Source organism: Larkinella insperata, from assembly GCF_026248825.1.
Classification (GTDB): Bacteria; Bacteroidota; Bacteroidia; order Cytophagales; family Spirosomataceae; genus Larkinella; species Larkinella insperata.
Map to the genome: position 1 here is coordinate 4,180,263 of NZ_CP110973.1, position 20,085 is coordinate 4,200,347.

Annotated in this window: 20 protein-coding genes and 1 tRNA gene; 10 read left to right on the forward strand and 11 right to left on the reverse strand. The window is 54.8% G+C overall.

Annotated elements, in window-relative coordinates:
• Positions 1–13 precede the first annotated feature (13 nt).
• From OQ371_RS16815 to OQ371_RS16845, 7 genes are all read right to left on the reverse strand, one after another.
• Positions 14–469, reverse strand: a complete 456-nt coding sequence (locus OQ371_RS16815) for a DUF4920 domain-containing protein (protein ID WP_265989341.1) — start codon at positions 467–469, stop codon at positions 14–16.
• 128 nt (positions 470–597) lie between these two features.
• Positions 598–3,855 (reverse strand): DUF7948 domain-containing protein, encoded by a 3,258-nt coding sequence (locus OQ371_RS16820; RefSeq protein ID WP_265989342.1) that lies wholly within the window; start codon positions 3,853–3,855, stop codon positions 598–600.
• Between the two features lie 206 nt (positions 3,856–4,061).
• The gene (locus tag OQ371_RS16825) at positions 4,062–4,676 is read right to left on the reverse strand and encodes an ABC transporter ATP-binding protein (protein ID WP_265989343.1); all 615 of its coding nucleotides are present in this window, start codon (positions 4,674–4,676) and stop codon (positions 4,062–4,064) included.
• A gap of 82 nt (positions 4,677–4,758) precedes the next feature.
• On the reverse strand, positions 4,759–5,553 hold the full coding sequence (gene lpxA, locus OQ371_RS16830) for an acyl-ACP--UDP-N-acetylglucosamine O-acyltransferase (protein WP_265989344.1): 795 nt from the start codon (positions 5,551–5,553) through the stop codon (positions 4,759–4,761).
• 95 nt (positions 5,554–5,648) lie between these two features.
• The gene (locus OQ371_RS16835; RefSeq protein WP_265989345.1) at positions 5,649–7,043 is read right to left on the reverse strand and encodes a bifunctional UDP-3-O-[3-hydroxymyristoyl] N-acetylglucosamine deacetylase/3-hydroxyacyl-ACP dehydratase; all 1,395 of its coding nucleotides are present in this window, start codon (positions 7,041–7,043) and stop codon (positions 5,649–5,651) included.
• Between the two features lie 68 nt (positions 7,044–7,111).
• Entirely contained in the window at positions 7,112–8,143 is a 1,032-nt protein-coding gene (lpxD, locus tag OQ371_RS16840; RefSeq protein ID WP_265989346.1) for a UDP-3-O-(3-hydroxymyristoyl)glucosamine N-acyltransferase, read from the reverse strand.
• Positions 8,144–8,217: 74 nt separating this feature from the next.
• Complete coding sequence (locus OQ371_RS16845; protein ID WP_265994329.1) at positions 8,218–9,492, reverse strand: HD domain-containing protein; 1,275 nt, start codon at positions 9,490–9,492, stop codon at positions 8,218–8,220.
• A gap of 174 nt (positions 9,493–9,666) precedes the next feature.
• Between OQ371_RS16845 and OQ371_RS16850 the strand changes: the two genes are divergently transcribed.
• Positions 9,667–9,740: transfer RNA gene (locus tag OQ371_RS16850), tRNA-Ile, on the forward strand.
• Between the two features lie 152 nt (positions 9,741–9,892).
• On the opposite strand, the gene OQ371_RS16855 is transcribed toward OQ371_RS16850, so the two are convergent.
• The 4 genes from OQ371_RS16855 to OQ371_RS16870 all read right to left on the reverse strand — a co-directional run bounded on the left by OQ371_RS16855 (position 9,893) and on the right by OQ371_RS16870 (position 12,267).
• Entirely contained in the window at positions 9,893–11,194 is a 1,302-nt protein-coding gene (locus tag OQ371_RS16855) for a sensor histidine kinase (protein ID WP_265989347.1), read from the reverse strand.
• Positions 11,195–11,251: 57 nt separating this feature from the next.
• Complete coding sequence (locus tag OQ371_RS16860; protein WP_265989348.1) at positions 11,252–11,521, reverse strand: hypothetical protein; 270 nt, start codon at positions 11,519–11,521, stop codon at positions 11,252–11,254.
• A gap of 60 nt (positions 11,522–11,581) precedes the next feature.
• Positions 11,582–11,839 carry a hypothetical protein gene (locus OQ371_RS16865; RefSeq protein ID WP_265989349.1) on the reverse strand — a complete coding sequence of 86 codons (258 nt, stop codon included), beginning with the start codon at positions 11,837–11,839 and terminating at the stop codon, positions 11,582–11,584.
• Between the two features lie 245 nt (positions 11,840–12,084).
• Positions 12,085–12,267 (reverse strand): hypothetical protein, encoded by a 183-nt coding sequence (locus OQ371_RS16870; protein ID WP_265989350.1) that lies wholly within the window; start codon positions 12,265–12,267, stop codon positions 12,085–12,087.
• 792 nt (positions 12,268–13,059) lie between these two features.
• On the opposite strand from OQ371_RS16870, the gene OQ371_RS16875 reads away from it, so the two are divergent.
• The 9 genes from OQ371_RS16875 to OQ371_RS16915 all read left to right on the forward strand — a co-directional run bounded on the left by OQ371_RS16875 (position 13,060) and on the right by OQ371_RS16915 (position 20,085).
• The gene (locus OQ371_RS16875) at positions 13,060–13,539 is read left to right on the forward strand and encodes an MgtC/SapB family protein (RefSeq protein WP_265989351.1); all 480 of its coding nucleotides are present in this window, start codon (positions 13,060–13,062) and stop codon (positions 13,537–13,539) included.
• 422 nt (positions 13,540–13,961) lie between these two features.
• Positions 13,962–14,780 (forward strand): response regulator transcription factor, encoded by an 819-nt coding sequence (locus tag OQ371_RS16880; RefSeq protein WP_265989352.1) that lies wholly within the window; start codon positions 13,962–13,964, stop codon positions 14,778–14,780.
• Positions 14,781–14,892: 112 nt separating this feature from the next.
• Positions 14,893–15,753: a manganese catalase family protein gene (locus tag OQ371_RS16885; RefSeq protein ID WP_265989353.1), complete on the forward strand. Its 861-nt coding sequence runs from the start codon at positions 14,893–14,895 to the stop codon at positions 15,751–15,753.
• Positions 15,754–15,882: 129 nt separating this feature from the next.
• On the forward strand, positions 15,883–16,236 hold the full coding sequence (locus OQ371_RS16890; RefSeq protein WP_265989354.1) for a hypothetical protein: 354 nt from the start codon (positions 15,883–15,885) through the stop codon (positions 16,234–16,236).
• A gap of 47 nt (positions 16,237–16,283) precedes the next feature.
• Positions 16,284–17,279 (forward strand): GRP family sugar transporter, encoded by a 996-nt coding sequence (locus OQ371_RS16895; RefSeq protein WP_265989355.1) that lies wholly within the window; start codon positions 16,284–16,286, stop codon positions 17,277–17,279.
• 135 nt (positions 17,280–17,414) lie between these two features.
• On the forward strand, positions 17,415–17,774 hold the full coding sequence (locus OQ371_RS16900) for an SPW repeat domain-containing protein (protein WP_265989356.1): 360 nt from the start codon (positions 17,415–17,417) through the stop codon (positions 17,772–17,774).
• 36 nt (positions 17,775–17,810) lie between these two features.
• A complete protein-coding gene (locus OQ371_RS16905; RefSeq protein WP_265989357.1) occupies positions 17,811–18,338 on the forward strand; it encodes a DUF2231 domain-containing protein in 528 nt (175 codons plus the stop codon).
• A 70-nt stretch (positions 18,339–18,408) separates the two neighbouring features.
• Entirely contained in the window at positions 18,409–19,563 is a 1,155-nt protein-coding gene (locus OQ371_RS16910; RefSeq protein ID WP_265989358.1) for a zinc-dependent alcohol dehydrogenase, read from the forward strand.
• 3 nt (positions 19,564–19,566) lie between these two features.
• Entirely contained in the window at positions 19,567–20,085 is a 519-nt protein-coding gene (locus tag OQ371_RS16915; protein ID WP_265989359.1) for a hypothetical protein, read from the forward strand.

The window sequence follows — 20,085 nt, forward strand, 5'->3', positions numbered from 1 at the left end:
ACTCCGGGCATACTTATTTTTTGACAATCACGCCGTCGGCCATGAACGTAATGGCTTTGACGGGTTCAGTGATTTTGGCAATTTCTTCCTTGCTTTTACCCGCATCTTCGGCGTAGTGGCGCAATTCGGCTACGGACGTCGTCTTGGTTTCGGCGGTCCCCTCAAACACCACGTTTTTACCGGCAATATCTTTCGGAACAAAGAAACCGTAGTCGCGGAACCGCACCAGCATGGTCTGGTTGTCGGCGGTTTTGACCCGCATCCAGCAGCCTTTCACCTGGCAAACCGACTCAACGGTGCCTTCCACTTTCGTCGCCAGTTCTTTTTTGTCGGTCATTTTTGCGGCCAGTTCGGTCGAGGGAATAGCGTTATCGGCCGTGATTTTCTTGCCGTGGTAGCTGGCGTTCTCCTGCGCCAGCGCGCCGTAGGAAAGGCCGAGCGCCAGCGCCCAGATGGCTAAATGCTTCATAATCTGATGCGGTTTTGGAAGTGATACAGAACAAAAATACTAAAAAAGCCGTCGCGCACACCAACCATGACGACTTGGACTAAAAACAAAATAAGTGAAGACCGTACTACTCGTTCGTGCAAGTTATTTCACTCCAGTACCTGCACCCATCCTTTGCACTTGGTCCCCCGCTGCGTCGTAATCAGGTAGTAATACAGGCCGTTAGGCGCGTCGGGTCCCCAGTTGTTGGAGTAGTTGTCGCTGCGGTAGATCAGCTTGCCCCACCGGTTGAAAATTTCCAGCTTTGCACCCGTAAACCCGACGTTAAAGACGTCGTTTTTGCCGTCGTCGTTGGACGTAACTACGTTGGGAACCTCGCTCATGTTCTCAATATCAACCGGCAGATTGAGCGTCAGGCTACATCCGTTTTTGTAGGTTGTCAGCGAAATCTGGTACTGCCCGGAGTTGGCATACTGGTAGGAGCCCGGCGTGTTTGCGCGCAGCGTGTCGCCGTTGCCCATGGCCCACTGGTAATTGTCGGCCCCGGCGGTTTTATTGACCAGTTCCACCTTCATCGGTTGCCCGCATTCGGAATTCAGCCGCACTTCGGCCACCGGGCGGAACGCATCGTCGGTTTTGATCGTCACTTTCTTTTCCGCCGAACAACCGCTTTCGTTCGTCATCTTGACGGTGTAAGTGGTGGTTTGGGTTGGCTGGACCGTCGGGTTGTTCACCGTTGCGCTGGCCATGCCCTGAGCGGGGGACCACTCGTACGTCTTGCCACCGTCGGCGAGCAGTTGCACCGGCTTTCCGGGGCAGATGGTCGTGTCGCTGCTGACCTTGAAATTCGCCGGATAGACTTTGATAATTTTCTGAGCGACATCCACCTGCTTGCAGGTCAGCTTGTTAAAAGCGGATAGGGTGACGGTGTATTCGCCCGGTTTATCGAAGGTGTGGCTGACCTGACCCGCGCTGGAGGAGGTGCCGGTGCCGCCAAAATCCCAGGCGTAGGTGATTCCGCCCTCGCTGGTGTTGACGAAGTTGAGCGTCAGCGGGGTGCAGCCCTCCACCACATCTTTTTTCGTTCCTTCATACGCATCAAAAGCCGCTTTCAGCCGGTCGATGTCAAACTTGAAGGCGGCATTGTTGCAGTTCGGGCTTTTGTTGGTTGGCGACCAGACCTGCGCCGTGGCCGGAAAGTTGGTGCCTCCGCAGGCACAGGCCGCGTGGTAAATTACCCCGCTCTTGTCGAAGCGGCTGGTTCCGCCGTCGACGTGGTCCCCGCGGCCCTGGGGGTTCTGACTGCCAAAAAAGGTGGCATACAGCAATGATTTTCCGCCCCGTTCCAGCAGGGCCAGCCAGTAGTTGCTGCCATCGGTCGTTCGTCGGTGCGCTTCCGGCGTGACGGGTAAGCCCCGCGTAGAGCTGCTGCCGTTACCGCTCCGGACGTTGACAACTCCGCCCCAGCCCGACAAGTAAATGTTGCCGCACTCGTTGACCAGAAAAGCCGTGGGCGAAATATCCGGCGACGAGCGGCCCGAGCCAATGACGGTCGAAAAGAGGGTTTTGGAAAGTGATGGATCAAGGGCGTGGATAAACTGGCCGCTCCGGGCGTTCTGGTACACACTGTCGGAAACCGGGTACTGGCCGCGGGTCAGCCCGAATACGTGCGGGTTTTCCTGCGCGTCGAGGTCGATCAGGTACGCTGCGTCGTCGGCGCTGGTGCCCAGGTACGTGCTGCGCTCAACCCGATTGTTCACGAATTTTACCAAAAAACCGTCTTCCTGACCACCCGGCTGGGATTGGTGCGCCCCGGTTGTGCCGGGCAGGTCGTTGCTGAGGGTGGTTCCTACGGCGTAGACGGCCCCCGAATCACCCACCCGAAGTGCATAGGAAACATCGTAACCAGATCCGCCGAAAAAGGTACTCCAGCGCAACTGGCTCAAATCCGGACTCATTTGCAGCAACACCGCGTCGGCCGGGCCCAGCAGTTTCGACTGCGAGGCATTGGCCGTGACCGGGAAATCGGCGGACATGGTGACGGTCGCAACGTACACATTATCGTTTTTGTCGAGGATGACTTCGCCCCGCAGGTCGTCGCCGTAATTGTAGATGCCCAGATGGAGATCGGCATAATTTAAACCGTCGTTCGACGAACCGCCGACGTACGTGCTGCCCTGTAGTGCCCGTCCATCGGGGCTAATCTTGGCCAGAAACAAATCCGTTCCGTTTCGGAAATAAATGGAACCGTACAGGCTGGAAGGGTCGGGCGTCTGGTTGCCAATGGGAATGTACGACGAGCCGCCCGCGAATTTCCGGTTGTAAGCCGAAGCGGTCGTCGGGAAGTTGGTGGAGGACGTAACCCCGTAGATGAGCAGTTCGTTTTTGCTGTTTACAATCAGGCTGTGGGGCGTTTCGCCGGTTGAGCCGCCGAGGTAAGCCGCGTAGAGGAGTTGCTTACCGTCCGGGCTGAATTTCATGATGGCGATGTCGATCTCGGCCCCGTAGCGGGTTTGGAAGGCCCCCGTGGTCGGTACGAAGCTGTTGCCAAAAACCGTCCCGGCGGTATACAGATTTCCCTCGTTGTCGTAGGTGGCGGTGTGCCCCCAGTTGTCGCTGACCGACCCGGAATACGTCGAAAAAATCAGCGTGGGATCAATGGTGAGCGGCTGCTGCGAATCGTAACCACTTGGAAAACCGAAGGCAGCGGTTTGCCCATCCAGGAGCCACTGGGAGGCCACCTCCGTCGTTTTGCCGTTTTTTTCGGTAAACGAATACGGTTTTTCCTCCCGAAAGGGAAGCAGGCTGGTCTGGATAATGAGCTGGCCGTTTTCCTGACGGACGGCCGTTGCTCCGTTGTAATGCAGCCGAATGACGGATGGGTCAGCGCCGGGGCGGACGATGAACTCGTATTTGAGCGTCTGGTAGTAGGCAAACAGGCGCAGGTTGATGCCCGGGTAAATGTCGTGGTAAATGACTTCGCCAAATGCCGGGACGGCGCTGGCCCAGCGGCTGGATTCGTTCCCCAGAAAATAGTTGATGTTGTCGGAGACGCGGTTTTTGCTTTCGATCCGGGCCGTTGGCTGGCTGTTTTGCAATTGCACGTCCACGCCGTGGGCACGGACCATCGGTTCGGAGCGGGTGGGTGGTGGGGCTGTTCGGGCGGCCGGCTGGCTGGAAGGTCCGGAATGAAGGCGGTCCAGGGATTCGGAATCGTAGAATAGGTAGTGCAGCGACTTCTTTTTCAGGAAGAGAAAACCGCCCGGCAGTTCGGCGCGGTACAGCACATCCGGTGACCACTGGCCTTTATTCTGCACAAACCGTACAGCGCCCGGTGTATCGGCAAAGGCCCGACCAAACCATCCAAAAAGCAGAAAGAGAAGAGAAAACGTAAAGCTTTGACGCATAGACCGGCAACACAAGTGGTGATGAAGATACCAGTTTCACACGAGAGATTCCAGGCCGGAGGCAAAAGACTTTTTCCGCTCCTCCAATCGGCTCCCTTTACTCTTACTTATGACTCCATAACGCGGTAAAACGTTGCAACGGTATTACGCCGAATGGGAGATTTGATCAGCCTACGGTTTTGGGGCAACTCCTGGGATGGCCGGGGTTATTTCCAGCGGCTGATGTCGATTACGCTGGGGCAAAAATCGTATTCGTCGGGCTGGTTGGATCCAATCAGCAGCAACTGGCCGGAAAGCTGGCGAACCCGCTCCTGGTACCAGGCTACGCCCTGTTTGTCGAGGTTGGAGGTGGGCTCATCGAGAATGACAACGGAGGCTTCGGAGTAAAAAGCCAGCCCTAACTTAACCCGCTGCTTCATGCCGGACGAAAACGCTTTGATTTCCTTGTGCCGGGCGTGGGTGAGGAACATCAACTCGCAAAGTTGCTCGGGTGTCAGGCGGTTTTTAAACGGTTTAAACGACTGGTGGAACGTCAGCAGTTCGAGCAGGGTCAATTCCTCGATCAGCTCGAGGTACGGAGCGGCCACCACCAGGTGACGGAACCAGTTGTCGACCTCCACCGACTTCCCCTCGAGGGTGTAGCGAATGGTGCCTTCCGAAGCGGGCAGCACACCGGCCAGGGTTTGCAGCAGGGTCGATTTTCCGCTGCCGTTGGGCCCCACGAACGTGTAGCTCGAACCCGCCTGTAGGTTCAGGTCAACGTTCCGGAAAATCCACTCGCGCCGGAAGCGCTTGCCAAGTCGTTCGGTGGTAATGTTCATGGGAAGTATGAATTCTGCAATGATGAACGATGAAGGGTTGCATACGTTTGTTCATCATTGCAGAATTCATCATTTAAAAAAATCACTCGCCTACTTCGCGGCCCGAAGGGCCTTTCATGATGCCGCGTTCGGAGTTGCGGATGAAGTTGACAATTTCGTCGCGTTCGTCGGAGGGAGGCAGTTCCAGTTCGATGCGCGTCAGGGCTTCGGCGTTGTTCAGACCGCGCAGGTAAATGTAGCGGTAGATCTCCTGAATCTGGTTGATCTGCTCGTTGGTGTACCCGCGCCGACGCAGCCCCACCGAGTTGATTCCGGCGTAGGTGATGGGTTCGCGGGCGGCTTTCGAAAACGGCGGAACGTCTTTCCGCACCAGCGTACCACCCGAAATAAAGGCGTGGCTGCCAATTTTTGCAAACTGATGCACCGCACTGAAGGCGCTGATGATCGCCCAGTCGCCCAGGTGAACGTGACCGGCCATCTGAACGGTATTGCCAACGATGCAGTGGTTGCCAATCCGGCAGTCGTGGGCGACGTGGGCGTAGGCCATCACCAGGCAGTCGCTGCCAATTTCGGTTCGGCGGTGTTCTTCGGTGCCCCGGCTGACGGTGGCGTATTCCCGGATGGTGGTGTTGTCGCCAACGAAGGTCAACGTGTATTCTCCCCGAAATTTCAAATCCTGAGGAATCGCTGAGATGACGCCACCGGGATAAATCCGGCAGTTTTTGCCGATGCGAGCCCCTTCGTTAATGACGGCATGGGAGCCAATCCAGGTTCCTTCCCCGATCTCCACATCCTTGTGGATGATCGCGAACGGCTCGATTACGACGTTATGAGCAATTTTAGCCTCAGGATGAACGTATGCAAGTGGTTGAAGCATCAACTGTGTGGTTTAACGTTTCAGGTTGATTGTTGCGGAATAGGGGCATGTTGAAGTTCAACGGTTCCCCATTCCGGATATTTCAAACCTTAAACCTATTTTTTCTTAACTAGACTGGCGATCATTTCGGCCTCACAGACGAGCTGACCGGCCACGTAACCCCGTCCGGACATCTTCACAATGCCCCGCTTCATGGGTGAGATAAACTCACAGCGGAAAATGACCGCATCGCCCGGAACCACATTCCGACGGAAACGGCAGTTTTCGATACCGATCAGGTAAGGCCAGTAATTTTCGGGATCGGGAACCGTGCTCAGGACCAGAATACCGCCGGTCTGGGCCATGGCTTCCAGTTGTAGAACGCCCGGCATGACGGGATTCCCCGGAAAATGGCCCATAAAATACTGCTCGTTCATGGTGACGTTTTTGACGCCGACCACGCTGTTTTCGTCCAGCGCGATGATTTTGTCGATCATCTGGAACGGGTAGCGGTGGGGGAGCAGGCTGGCAATTTTCTGAAAATCGTAGACGGGAGGCTGCTTCGGATCGTACGTCGGAATGTTGTTCGACGCATTCTTGAGCATCAGCTTCTTGATTTGCTTGGCAAACGCCACGTTGGCCGCGTGGCCGGGCCGGGCCGCCAGAATCTGCGCTTTGATGGGGCGTCCGACCAGCGCCAGATCACCAACGAGATCAAGCAGCTTGTGGCGGGCCATCTCGTTGGGGTAGTGCAGGTCGAGGTTGTTCAGAATGCCTTCCTTCTTGTTAACACTGACTTTCGGTTTGTTCAGCAGTTCGGCCAGGTAATCCAGTTCGCCTTCCCGCACATCCCGGTCCACAATCACAATGGCGTTGGTCAGATCACCGCCTTTGATCAGGTCCTGTTTGTAAAGCATTTCCAGCTCGTGCAGAAACACGAACGTCCGGCACATGGCAATCTGCGAGGCAAACTGGCTGATGTCGTTCAGGAAAGCGTGCTGGCTCGTAATGACCCGCGAATTGTAATCCACCATGACGGTCAGCCGGTAATCACTGAGCGGCAAAGCGGCAATTTCAATGTCTTTTTCGGAATTCTTGTAATGAACGTACTCGTTGATTTCAAAGTAGTTGCGGTAGGCATTCTGCTCTTCAATACCGGCATCCTGCAGGGCTTCGATAAATTTAATCGAGCTGCCGTCCATGATGGGCGGTTCGGGACCGTCGAGCTGAATCAGGACGTTGTCGAGCTGTAGACCGACCAGCGACGCCAGCGTGTGTTCAACGGTGTGAATCCGGGCTCCGTTCTGTTCGAGCGTTGTGCCGCGGGAAAGATCGACTACGTTGTCCACATCGGCATCGACAATCGGCTGGCCCGGTAAATCGACGCGCTGAAATTTATAACCGTGGTTTGCCGGAGCGGGCAGGAACGTCATTGTTGCCACCACGCCGGTGTGCAATCCGACACCCGAGACGGAGACGGCTTTTTGAATCGTTTGCTGTTTGGTGTTCATTCCGTAAACTTCTGACCAGAAGAAGGTTAAACCATCGGTAAACGGCTGAAAAAACCGTTTACGGGTGATTACTGATTAGTTAATTTATTTTCTAACGCATGGATGCGTTTTTCGAGATCCGGCAGCCGTTGATAAACCACCTGCGAACGCAGCGCTTCCTTCAGCTCAACGGCGGGTGCTCCGAACAACGATAAGCCTTCTTTATGGATCGACTTCATAATACCCGACTGGGCGGCAATTTTGGTCTGATTGGCAATCATCAGGTGACCACTGACGCCGACCTGCCCGCCAATCTGGCAATTTTCGCCAATTTTGGCGGAGCCCGCAATACCGGCCTGGGCCGCAACGACCGTATTCCGGCCAATCTCAACGTTGTGGGCCACCTGAATCAGGTTGTCGATTTTGACGCCCTGCCGAATGACGGTGGATCCCATCGTGGCGCAGTCGATGGTGGTGTTGGCGCCGATGCTGACGTTATCCTCAAGAATGACGTTACCCAACTGCGGGATGGGCCGGTACGTTCCGTCGGGCTGGGGCGCAAAGCCGAAGCCTTCGCTGCCAATGACGGCATTGGGTTTTATGACGCAGTTCTGACCAATCACCGTGTTGTCGATGATTTTGGCCCCGGGGTGAACAACCGTGTTGTCCCCGATCGTAACGTTTTTGCCGATGTAGGCCTGCGGGTAAATTTTAACGTTATTGCCAATCCGGCAATTTTCGCCGATGTACGAAAAAGCTCCCCGGTAAATACCGTCACCCACCTGCGCGCTGTCGGCCATGAAGGACGGTTGTTCAACACCGGTTTTTTCGGCGTTCCGGAGCCGGTTTACCTGTTCGAGTAAAGTCGAGAAGGCGGAATAGGAGTTATCTACGAAAATCAGGGTTGCCTTAACGGGCTGCCGGGGCTGAAAATGCTTACTGACAATGACGGCCGAAGCGGCCGTGGTATACAGGTATTGTTCGTATTTGAGATTGGATAAAAAGGAGATGCTGCCTTCTTTGCCCTCTTCGATTTTGGACAGTTGATTGATTTTCAGGGAATCGTTCCCATCAACTGTACCGCCGAGCAGGGCAGCAATCTGCTTCACTGTAAATTCCATAGAGTTGACGTTGTCGTCGTTGGAGCTATGTAAGCGTTGGATAATCGTGCCGCTAAGGTAGAGAACAAATTGAACTATACCAACCGGACCGTTTGTTGTGTCAGGTTTTTCGCCCAGCAGACGTAGTATCGTTTGACCATGTTGGTGAGCGCTTTAATACCCGGAAGGTCGGACGCATCGGCAATGTCGATGATTCGGCCGTCTTTCATTTTGATGTTTATGTTGTCAATGGAAGGCAAATACGCCGAGTTGGTTGCTACTCGCTCCACCAGAAAATACGACAGTTCATCCTGCTGAATGCCGGCATCCAGCAACTGCTGTTCAATTTCGCGGACCAGTTCTCCGGCAAACGGAACATCCGACATGATAATTTTAAAAAGCCGCCGGTCGAGCAGCATCTGGCAGAGCGTCGACAAAACCCGGTCGGGGTGCTGACTCCAGAATTTAATGCACGTCCAGATGTCGTAATCGTCCAGCAGGGTGAAGGCCCGAAGGTACTCCGGATGCTGTTCAAAATCGTCCATTGTAATTTTTCGGGACAGAAACGTGTGCAGGGCCGGGGTCGTAAATACCGTCTGCCCGCCGGAGGAGTTAGCCTCGGCCTGGTTCAGCAGAAACCGCGCCCGCCGGATAATCTGCAGCAGCATGGCTTCGGCGCAGAGCGAGGTTTTGTGGAGGTAAACCTGCCAGTACATCAACCGGCGCGAGCTCAGAAAATTTTCGATGCTCAGAATCCCCTTTCCCTCCACCACCAGGTGATCATCCACCAGGTCCAGCATTTTAATGATGCGGTCGGCCCCGATGGTTCCTTCGGCCACGCCGGTGTAAAAACAGTCGCGGTTCAGGTAGTCCATGCGGTCCATGTCCAGCTGACTGGAAACCAGTTGGTGAAAAAAGGGCCGGTGGTAAGTTCCCTCAAACATCTGGATGGCCAGCGTCAGCCCCCCGTTAAACTGCTGGTTTAATTCCTGCATCAGCAGCAGCGACAGCCGTTCGTGGGGAATTCCTTCCAGAATCGTATATTCCAGTACGTGCGAAAACGGGCCGTGGCCAATATCGTGCAGGAGAATGGCAATCTGGGCCGCGTCGCACTCCGCTTCCGAAATCCGGTGGCCTTTGCTGCGCAGGGTCTGGATGGCCTGTCCCATCAGGTGCATCGCGCCCAGAGCGTGATGAAACCGGGTGTGCAGGGCGCCGGGATAGACGAGTTCCGACAGGCCGAGTTGCTTAATTCGCCGGAGCCGCTGAAAATACGGGTGTTCGACCAGATCAAACGTCAGATCGTTTGGCAGGGTAATAAACCCGTAAACGGGGTCATTGAGGATTTTTTTCTTGTTCTGAGAGGCCAACGGCGAATGGTGCAGGTTCACAGGCAAATATACGCCAAATGGGTACAAAATGTTGCAGCGTGGCGGGTCCATCCAGCGTACGGACTTTTCGCCGAACAATTTGAAGCGAAACCTGATTTTTATATATTTGCAAATGCTTTCTCCAAGCGGGGAAAGCGGCCGGTTTACCGGTTCGGGCCTATAGCTCATTCGGTTAGAGCAACTGACTCATAATCAGTAGGTGCTTGGTTCGATTCCAAGTGGGCCCACAACTTCCAAACACAGGCTGCCGAATCGTTACGATTCGGCAGCCTGTGTTTTTTTGTGTTGATGGACCTTAACAGCGGGGAACCATCCGCAAATTTCTCGCCCACGGATGGCTCCGTCGTACGGCGACAAAGGCCAAGCCAGGCCAAACCAATCATCGGGATTGGTGATGAATCAGCATGCGAAGGCGGAAAATCGTACCCCGGCCCTGAATGCTTTCCACTTCTAAACTGGCTCCTATCTGTTCGCACAGCCGTTTGACGATGTGCAAACCCACCCCATCACTCCGGGTGGGTGATACCCTGGGCGGAATGGTATGATCCTGATCGGGATAAACCGGCGTGGGACGCCCTTCTTCCGGAGAAAGTACGCTGGTTGGTTCCACGGTGGGCTTGAGCTGCTGGTGAAACAACTCGATCAGGCCCGCCGGTAAACCCGGCCCCGAATCCTGGACACTAAATCCCCACCGCCAATCATTTTCCGCCGACCAGGTAACCGATACAATGCCCGAATGGGTATACTGCAGGGCATTCACGACCAGGTTCTGCGCGATCCGGTAGATTTTTACCCGGTCGGTTTCGACCTGTAAAGAAGGTGGCCCGTCGGCCCGTAAGATCAAGCCCCGCTCAATGGCCAGCGGCTGAGCACCCGTAACCAACTCCTGGAGCAATGCTGCCGCATCAAAGGCTTCGTTCTGAAGAGGGTCCAAACCGGCCTCCAGACGGGCCAGGTCCATTAGCTGACCCAGCATCGACTGAACATTGCCCAGATTGCGGTTTAACATTTCCTGGTACTGAAGCCGTTCTTCATCACTAATCGTTTCCAGGTTGATGAGCTGGGCCGCCCCCCGAATGATGCTCAATCCTCCGCGCAGATCGTGGGAGGACGTGCGCAAAAGATCGCCCCGGTGCCGGGAAAGCGCATTCATATGCTCCAAAGCATGCTGAAGGCTGGTTGCCCGGCTGGTGGCTTCCAGCCGTTGCAGTTCATCGTATTTGCTGATGCTTCCCAGAATAATCGTTCGCAACTGTTGATTGATCTGAACCTGAGCTTGCAGGACCCATTTGGTGTCCTGTTCGGGGTAGAGCTGGCCATACAGCAGCAATTCCTGTTCAATCATGGCCGCCAGATGATTCAACTCCCGGATCAAAGCCGCTAAACCGTTGGCCTTCTGCCAGCGGTGCAAGCCGTGGGACAAAGCCGCCATCATAAGCTCATCCGTTGGGGGCTGTCCTAGCAGTTGTTTTTCCATGATGTCGAGCATCAGGGGCATGAGGTTGTTGAACTCTTCGCGGGTCAATATTTCAATCTGAGGTAGTTCAGGGTCTGCTTCACAGGCGGTTCGCCAGTTGTTTAACAGGGGTTCCCGGCGACTGAAGAGAAAGGCAACTAGGGCCTGAATGGGGTGCTGATCAGCGGAAGGAGTAGCCATGATGGGGCCGGTGAGATCCAACATCCGGTTGTGCGGTTCGACTGGAAGACATGATCCCAATTGGGCAACCAGGCGAAAAAATCATTGCCTTTCAATGGAAAGGTATATACCGGGTAACCGGTCCGGCTGACCTGTTTGGTAAAAACGGCCCGCGAAGTGAGGCAGCGGCCAGGAAGCAAAGCGCTCGTTTTTGGATGATTCAATTAAGTTGCGATAGAGACGAATCAAGTATATGGCATCGTAAATGATGGATAGCTCGAACGGGTTGGTGGGATGATGCCGCAGCGTAAAGCCCTTGGCAACGATCGCTTCCAATTCTTGAAGATGACTATGCATACGTTCCGGGGTCATAAAAGATTTTTCTCTATTACCGGTCTGTCAGGCAATAAGTCTTCTTTATGGTCCTAATTGTTAGGATTCGGACTTTTCTAACTGTTCTACGGCTTGCTGCTTAAAGGATTTGAGCTTTTCGAGGGCTTTTTGCAGGCTTTCGGTATGATCTTCAAATGGGGTAGTTGTTAATGGCTTTACAGGCAAATGGTTGGCTGCAAACTCTTTAGGCGAAGAGGGTTGCAAAGTGGCCAACTCTTGCTCCAAACGGGCGATGTGCTCCTGAAGAGAATTGATGTGATACCGAAGCCATGCCTTATTACGTGATTGATCCGCCATAGGGCTGACAAGATAGGAGATTCTCCTACAGACCAATCCGTTATTTTTTTTTAACGGTTACCTCTTGATTCCACCAGGCTTGGTAGGCCGCACCGTAAAGCCTGACTTCAAACAATGAGAAAGGCCTAATTACAGAAAGTCCTTGCTACCGTATTCTGCTCCAATGACGGCCTGCATCAAAAGAAGTCTAAGTAAGTTCAGGGAAAGGATCTTGGCATTCCTCCGTTTTAAGTCCCTTGCAATGCTTAATCGAGCAGCTGCTTTACCTTGTCGATTCCGATCTGTTTCTGCTCCATGAGTCGTTGTAGCCGTTCGGAAAGTCGTTCATTCCGGGCCTGTAGGGCTTCTATCCGGGTTCTTAACCGACTACAGTTCTGTTGGAAGGTTCGAAGGGCGGTGGAATTTTTTTCCAGGTCAAACGGAGTCATGGGATGTCGATTTAAGGAGGGCCTTGCCCCGCAGTTTGAACACCAAAGGGGGAGAAGAGGCTCGGATGGAACGGATTAGTATCGAGCAGTAGGACGAAACAACGGTAGCAATATACGATTAAATAAGCAAATACCCTATGGCTTGTCAATGATTCAAGAACGCCCGACCGGGATGTGGGCTGCCTTCCACCCCGGACTTAGCGTAGGGTAAAAATCGGAAGGCCCAGCCGGCAGGCTGTTGAAAAACGGCCGGGCTATGCTGTTACTAAAGACTATCTATTGTCTGGATGAGCCCTTCCCAACTGCGGGTTTCGCCTGCGTATAGTCCCCGTTCCCTCATTTGTACCGTCCACTAATTCCCCATTCCGGTTTTAGACTGTGACGTTGTGGAAGAAAGAACTTCCATAAAGGTGTGAATTGAAAGGAAAACCCCCGGCTGTTAGCTGGGGCGCTTTCTGGGTTCTCTCTGTCAGCCTGCCGAATTCCCAATCAGGATCGCGATATATACTTGTTTATGCTTATGCTTTGTTCCGAAACGCCCCGGCTACTGGCTGGGGCGTTTTTACGCGGTGAAAAGATGGGTTACCGCCGGCATTCATGACCGTTAGAGTCCATTGCGACAGGGGCCAAACAGGCTGTTAGCGGAAAATGCGTGCGCTTTCAGCGTAGCGTCAACGGTTTGCTGACCGCACCATTTTGCTCATTTTTCGCTCTTTTCAACGCCGGTAATGAGCAAACCGATCTTCTTATTAGTTGATGCATCAGTTCGAAAAATTATTAATTCTTTCTTCAATGGACAACGTATTCTGGGAAGAAATCACCGCGGGTTTGCCCTCCACCCGGCAACTGATTCAAGTGGTCATCCGGCTGCTGGCGGCTACCCTGCTGGGGTCTGCAATTGGTTACGAGCGGAAGCGGGCGGGCAAACCCGGTGGCGTCCGGACCCACTCGTTAGTTTGTTTGGGAACGAGCGTGCTGTTGCTTTCCTGTTGGCAGGCGGGAATGGAGCTGGAGGATGTATCCCGCGTTTTGCAGGGCATCATTACCGGCATCGGCTTTTTAGGTGGAGGAACCATTCTGAAGCTGAGTGCGCAAAAAGACATTCAGGGTCTAACCTCGGCGGCCAGCATCTGGATGACGGCCGCTATCGGAATAAACGTAGGATTGGGAGCCATCGCCGTGGCTTTTTTGGGTACTGTAATCGCCTTGTTAATTTTGACGGTAACCGGGCGGTTCGAAACGCGAACCAGTGACGCTTCAAAGAACCGCTAGAAATCCTTCCATCCTTTTTCCATTCATTAAGGGGTAACGTGTAAGTGCTAACGTAGCGGCAGTGGCGAACCTGGGTATCTGACAAACGGACCGTCGGGCACGGTTTCCCGTGGGCAGACAGCCAAAACTGCCCGTCAGGTTTTGCTGCCCGGTCTTAAGGGGTAGGGGGGCCGTTAACTCATTCTTTCCGGCATTTGCGCCCCCCGTTTTTTTACGCCGGTTAATCTATACGAATAACGAGGGTCAAAACTAGCTTCAGAACCGGCCGGCCAATCAATCCGGCCGGTTCTGCTGGTGTACAAACCCGAATACCTGTTGTTCATACTCATTCAAGTCAAGTTTATGCCTGTCTCTTGAAAGCATCATCTTTCAAAGGACTATACCATTGTTCAACTGCTCAACTTTACCTGATTACCTTTCTCATGAGTTGCATTCTTGATTCCATTAGTCAACCAGCGCAGATTGTTTATTTGCAGGGGGCCAGCAACTATACCTGGGTTCACTACCGGGACGGTCAGAAACTGTTGCTTTCCAAACCCCTGCTGTATTTTGAAGCTGCCCTGCCCAGTTTTTTGCGCGTGCATAAAACGGCCCTGGTCAATCCGCGGTATATTCAGGATGTTACGGCTCCTCCCCGGCGGAAAATGCCCGGCAATATTCACCTGATCAATGGCATTACACTGCCGGTAGGGCGTCGCCGGTGGCACCCGCTGTTGCAGGACATCAGCCAGGCCGTTCAGCTTTCGGATGAAGGCAAAAACAATTTCTACACGCATATAAGCACCGGAGGGCCGTTTAACCAGCCCGCCGTTCAGCAGCGGCTTTACGTAGCAACGGCGAATGAAATCAAGGCCGGCCTGGTCCAGCAGCTGATCGAAGACCACTGGCCCGAGTGGGGCATTCACTTTTTTGATTCCGGGTCGGGCCTGCTCAAAACCCTGGCTGCGAGCGAAGAAACCAACTTACCGGGGATGATTCTGCTGGATGCGGGTCCGCAACCGGCCCGCAGCTTATTTGTGCTGGAAACCATCAAAAACGCGGGTAAACTCAAACGCATTCCTACGCTGCTGATGGCTGAGTCGGACAACGGCGATCTGGTTGAGCAGGGCTACGCCGTGGGGGCCAATTCGGTCATTCTGCATCCGACGCACCCGTCTCATTTTGTGCAGGCGCTGGAACGCGTGTGCCGGTACTGGCTGCGGATGGCCTCAGCGCCCCGGTTTGCGGCTTTTCTCAATTAAAAGCCGCAGGACCCGAGGCCGAAAACTCATTAAGCGGTCTAATTCTAGCGCTTTGGGAAGAGACCTGGTTCTTTCACCGAGCGGATTTGCTCCATAAAATCACTATCAGATCATGTTCTATCACGACAAAAAACTGCAGTATAAAGTCCGGGTTGAAAAGCCAAACCCGACCTTTGCCCGGGCACTTCAACAGGCTATTGGCGGTATTGAGGGCGAAATTCGGGTATGTTTACAATATTTGTTTCAGGCCTGGAACACGCGCGGGCCGGTGCGCTACCGGGATATGCTGCTGGATACGGGTACGGAAGAAATCTCCCACATTGAAATGCTGGCTACGGCCGTAGCACTGAACTTGGAAGGGGCGTCGAACGATGTCATTGATGATCTGGTGGGTAAAAATCCGGTTGTAGAAGCCATTATGGGGGGTATGGACCCGCGTCAATACCTGTCAGGCGGCCTGGGCGCCATGGCCGCTGATGCCAACGGGGTCCCCTTCAACGGCTCCTGGGTGGTAAGCTCGGGCAACACGGCCGCCGATATGTACGCCAACGTCATGGCCGAATCAACCGGGCGGCTGCTGGCCACGCGGCTGTATGAACTGACCGACGACGCCGGTATGAAAGATATGCTGTCCTTCCTGATCGCCCGCGACACGATGCACCAGAACCAGTGGCTGGCCGTTCTGGAAGAACTCGGACACGGCGATCTGCGGACTGTACACCCCATTCCGAATAGTTTTCCGCAGGCCAATGAACACCAGGAGTTTAGCTACACCTTCGTCAATACAAACGTGGATAAAGAAGCCTCGGTAGGTCAAAACCGGCGCTGGACCGAAGGACCTTCTATCGACGGCCGGTCGACCTTCCGCGAGATGCCTGCGCAACCCTTCGGGGATGAGCCTAAACTGGCACCACCCGCACCGGAAGGCTATGCCCAGATTGAGCAGATGCAGCACGCGGGCGAAAAGCGCTGACAAACAAGAAGTGATTTTTGCGGTTTGTTTAGGAAACGGTTCCTCCGGCAGGCTTTTCTCAGAAGGTCTTACGGGGAACCGTTTTTTTAGAAAAGTTACCGCCGTGAGTTTTCTAAACAGAGAATAACCATGCTTGTTCTGACCGCTGCGGTGCAGGCTGTCTATTACGTCCTGACCGGCATCTGGCCCATACTGAGCATCGATACATTTCAGCAGGTAACCGGTCCGAAAACCGATCGCTGGCTGGTTAAAATGATCGGGGCGTTATTCGCCGTCATCGGCCTGACCATTGGCCTTGCCGTCGTGTATGCCGACATCGACCTGACCGTGGCCTTTTTAGGCATGAGCAGCGCCGTAGCCGTTATCCTCGTTGATGTCTGGTACGTGAGCCGGCGGGTCATCAGTCGGGTTTATTTACTGGATGCCTTCGCAGAAATCATCCTGCTGACTGGCTGGATTCTGGGCCTCTTCCTGGCGGACTAGGTCGTATACCCGTTTCCGAAAAGAAACGCTAACCGGATTGCTTGCTTATGTTTGTTGTTGATCAATCGGCTTTTGCTATTATACTCTGTCTGCTAACCATGTTGTTCTGGGGCTCCTGGACCAACGGGCAGAAAATGGTGACCCAATCCGCGCCGTTGCCGGTTTTCTACCGCGACTACGTCTACGGCATTGTCGGCACGGCGGTTCTGGTGGCTTTTACCCTGGGAAGTCTGGGCGATAAAGGACGCTCGGTCTGGGCCGATCTGCAACAGGCGGAAGCCGTCAGTCTGGCGCTGGCGTTTGCCGGTGGGGTGGTTTTTAACCTCGGTAACTGGCTGCTGGCTTCGGGAATCAACCGCTCCGGAATTGCCATTGCCATGCCCATTGGAACGGGGCTTTCCCTGGCCGTAGGGCTGGTGGTCAACTACATTGCCGAACCCACCGGAAGCCTGCCGCTGCTGATTGCGGGCGGGGTGTCGGTGCTGGTCGCCATTGCCTTCAGCGCCCTGGCTTATCTGGCCAAAGAGGAAAGCGAGTCTTCGGACGATTCCGATAAAACGGGGATCTGGATTGCGCTGGCGGGCGGTCTGGTCGCCGGTTTTTTCTTTCGGACGGTTTCCGCATCCATTGCTGCCGACCTCAACAAACCCGAACCCGGTATGCTCACGCCTTATTCGGCTCTGCTGCTTTTCTCCATCGGTATCGGCCTGAGCAACCCGTTGATTGAACGGCTGGTGAAGCGCTTCAAGCTGGCCGGTGACGAGGAGCCGGCCAACGGGGTCACGCTCCGTCAGCGCGGGATCGGCCTGGCCAGCGGTTTTATCTGGAGTCTCGGCATGGCGGCTCTGTTGGTGGGTTCACCCGAAGCGGGCGATGCAGTTTCTTACGGGCTGAGCCAGGGGGCTACCATCGTCTCTGTGCTCTGGGGATTGTTTCTCTGGAAAGAATTTGAAGGCGCTCCGGCCAAAGCCAACCGGTACCTCTGGCTGATGGGGGCCACCTACGTTGCCGGACTCATCCTGATTATTCTGGCCCGCTCCTGAACCGGTGCCGCCCGCGGTTTTTATCAACTTCTGAAGCTTGTTGCAGAAGTGCCCCCGTTGACTCATTAACCGGTCGGATTGGCGGACCAATCGGGGAGTGGAAGGTTATGGTAGCAAACTGACAATCCACAAATTATGGAAAAGCCCATTTCACGTCAACAACACGGTTTCACCGATTACAGTTACATTCCGCTGGTTGCAGCTGCACCCGCCCTGGCGAATTTCAAAGATCAGCCGACGGCGACCCTGCTGACCCGCGTACTCAGCGGCAGCATTTTAGCCACCTCGCTCATGACGCGCGCCGAGTGGGGAGCGTTCCGGATTCTGCCGTTTAAAGCTCACCTGGCAGCGGACGCGGCCGTTGGTACAATGACCTTGGCGGCTCCGTGGCTGTTTGGGTTTGCCGGACATCACCGGGCCCGCAACGCTTTTCTGGCCATCGGCGCTTTCGGGTTGATGGCGGGGCTGCTTTCCCGGCCTGATGAAATGAAATAACAACAATTCACCCCTTTACAATCGGCTCAATCGGTTATGGAAAGCAAAGCAAAGGTGCTGGGGCATCCGGCACATCCCATTCTTATCGTGTTTCCGCTGGGCCTGCTGGCTACCTCGGTAATTTTCAGTCTTATCTACCTGTTTACGGACAACGACACCATGTCGGTGGTTTCCTACTGGATGACCGTCGCCGGTATTTTGGGCGGGCTGGTGGCGGCCGTACCGGGCGTCGTTGACTGGATCGCCATTCCGTCGGGAACCCGGGCCAAGCGGGTAGGGGCCATTCACGGGCTGGGCAACGTGGTGGTCCTGGTTCTGTTTGTACTGAGCTGGCTTCTCCGGCGGGATGAGCCGTCGTACGTGCCATCCACCCTGGCGCTGATTATTTCCCTGCTGGCGTTTGTCATCGCCGGGGTAACGGGTTGGTTGGGGGGCGAACTGGTCGACCGGCTCGGCGTGGGCGTGGATCGTCACGCTAATCTCAACGCACCCAACGCTTTAACGGTGCGGCACGTACCGGAAAGCGAAGTAAGTCCATCCGGGCCACATTCTCACTCGTTGTAACAACCTACTGTGGTCGGAGTTCCGCTACTGATGAGCTGCTTTTGGTCAGTAGACAAAAACCGATAACCGTATGTTAGCTATGAATTATCGCGGACCCCAACGCGTCCGCGTCAGTCAAAAACCCATGCCCGAAATAAAGCATCCGGAAGATGCGATTGTCCGGGTGACCCGATCCTGCATTTGCGGTTCGGATTTGCACCTGTACAATGGCAACGTGCCCGACACCCGGGTTGGCATGACGTTTGGACACGAATTTATCGGGATTGTTGAGGAAATTGGCCCCGAGGTTCACAAAATAAAAGTGGGTGATCACGTTATTGTGCCGTTCAACATTGCCTGCGGAAAGTGTCACTTCTGCCGGCAGGGACTGTACGGCAACTGCCACGAGTCCAATCCGCAGGCTACGGCGGTGGGCGGTATTTTTGGCTATTCCCACACGGCTGGCGGCTTCGACGGCGGACAGGCCGAATTCGTTCGGGTGCCCTACGCCAACGTCGGCCCGACCGTGATTCCGCCGGGCATGGACCCGGATGATGCCGTTTTGCTGACGGACGTGGTGCCGACGGGTTACCAGGCCGCCGAAATGGGGGGTATTCAGCCCGGTGATACCGTGGTTGTTTTTGGAGCGGGTCCGGTTGGAATCATGGCCGCCCGGTGTTCCTGGCTGTTTGGGGCCGGACGGGTCATTGTTATCGACCAGTATGATTACCGGCTGGAGTTTGTGCGTAATTACGCCCCCTGCGAAGCGTACAACTTCAAGGAGATGGACGATCCGGTCGTGTTTGTCAAGAAAACCACGGACTGGATGGGGGCGGATGTGGTGATTGATGCCGTGGGGGCCGAGGCCGCTGGTAGTGCACTGCAAACGATTACGGGCCGCAAAACGCTGCTTCAGGCGGGTTCGGCGACGGCCTTGCACTGGGCAATCAACTCGGTCAAAAAAGGCGGTATCGTTTCCATCGTTGGGGTGTACGGTCCGACGGATAACCTGGTGCCGATTGGCAACGTGGTCAACAAAGGCCTGACCATCCGGGCCAATCAGGCATCGGTCAAGCGGCTGCTGCCCCGGCTGATCGAACACATCCAGAACGGGGTGCTGAATCCCAAAGCGATGATCACCCACCGCATTCCGCTGGAAGATGCCGCCGATGCGTACCGGATTTTCTCCGATAAGCTGGACAATTGCATCAAACCCATTCTTATTCCACCATCAGCCCGAATTTAAACTATGGAAAACCCAGTAAAAGATCCTACCGCCGATCTGGCTCAGAAATACGCTCACATAAAGGGTTGGGGCATCGACGCCGATCCGAAAAACGACCCGACGTACCCCCTCAAACACCGGACGGACGACGAGCAAACGGGGTACAGCTGGGAGCGGCCTACCCAGCAGCCGGTTGATACCGAGGTGCTTCGCTCCATTGAGCGGCCAAACGTGAGTGCCGTTTTTGGCACGTCTTCCCCCCCGTCCGGCTTGAGCGGGTCCATCCGCCGGTATGCGTTTAAATTCAGCGAGTCGGAGTACGGCCACTGGCTGCCGTTGCTGCTTGCCGACCGCGTCAACGCCGTGGAAGGCATCATTGATGACATCAGGCAGGGGCACGTGCCGAACTTTTTCGCCGAAAGAGGCTGGAAAGCGCAGTGGCAACACAATCCGAAAGGGCTCGCCCGAAAAGTTCTGATTGGAGCGGCTGCCGCCCTGACGGTTTATATGCTGGTGAGCCGAAACGATAAAGACAACGACTAG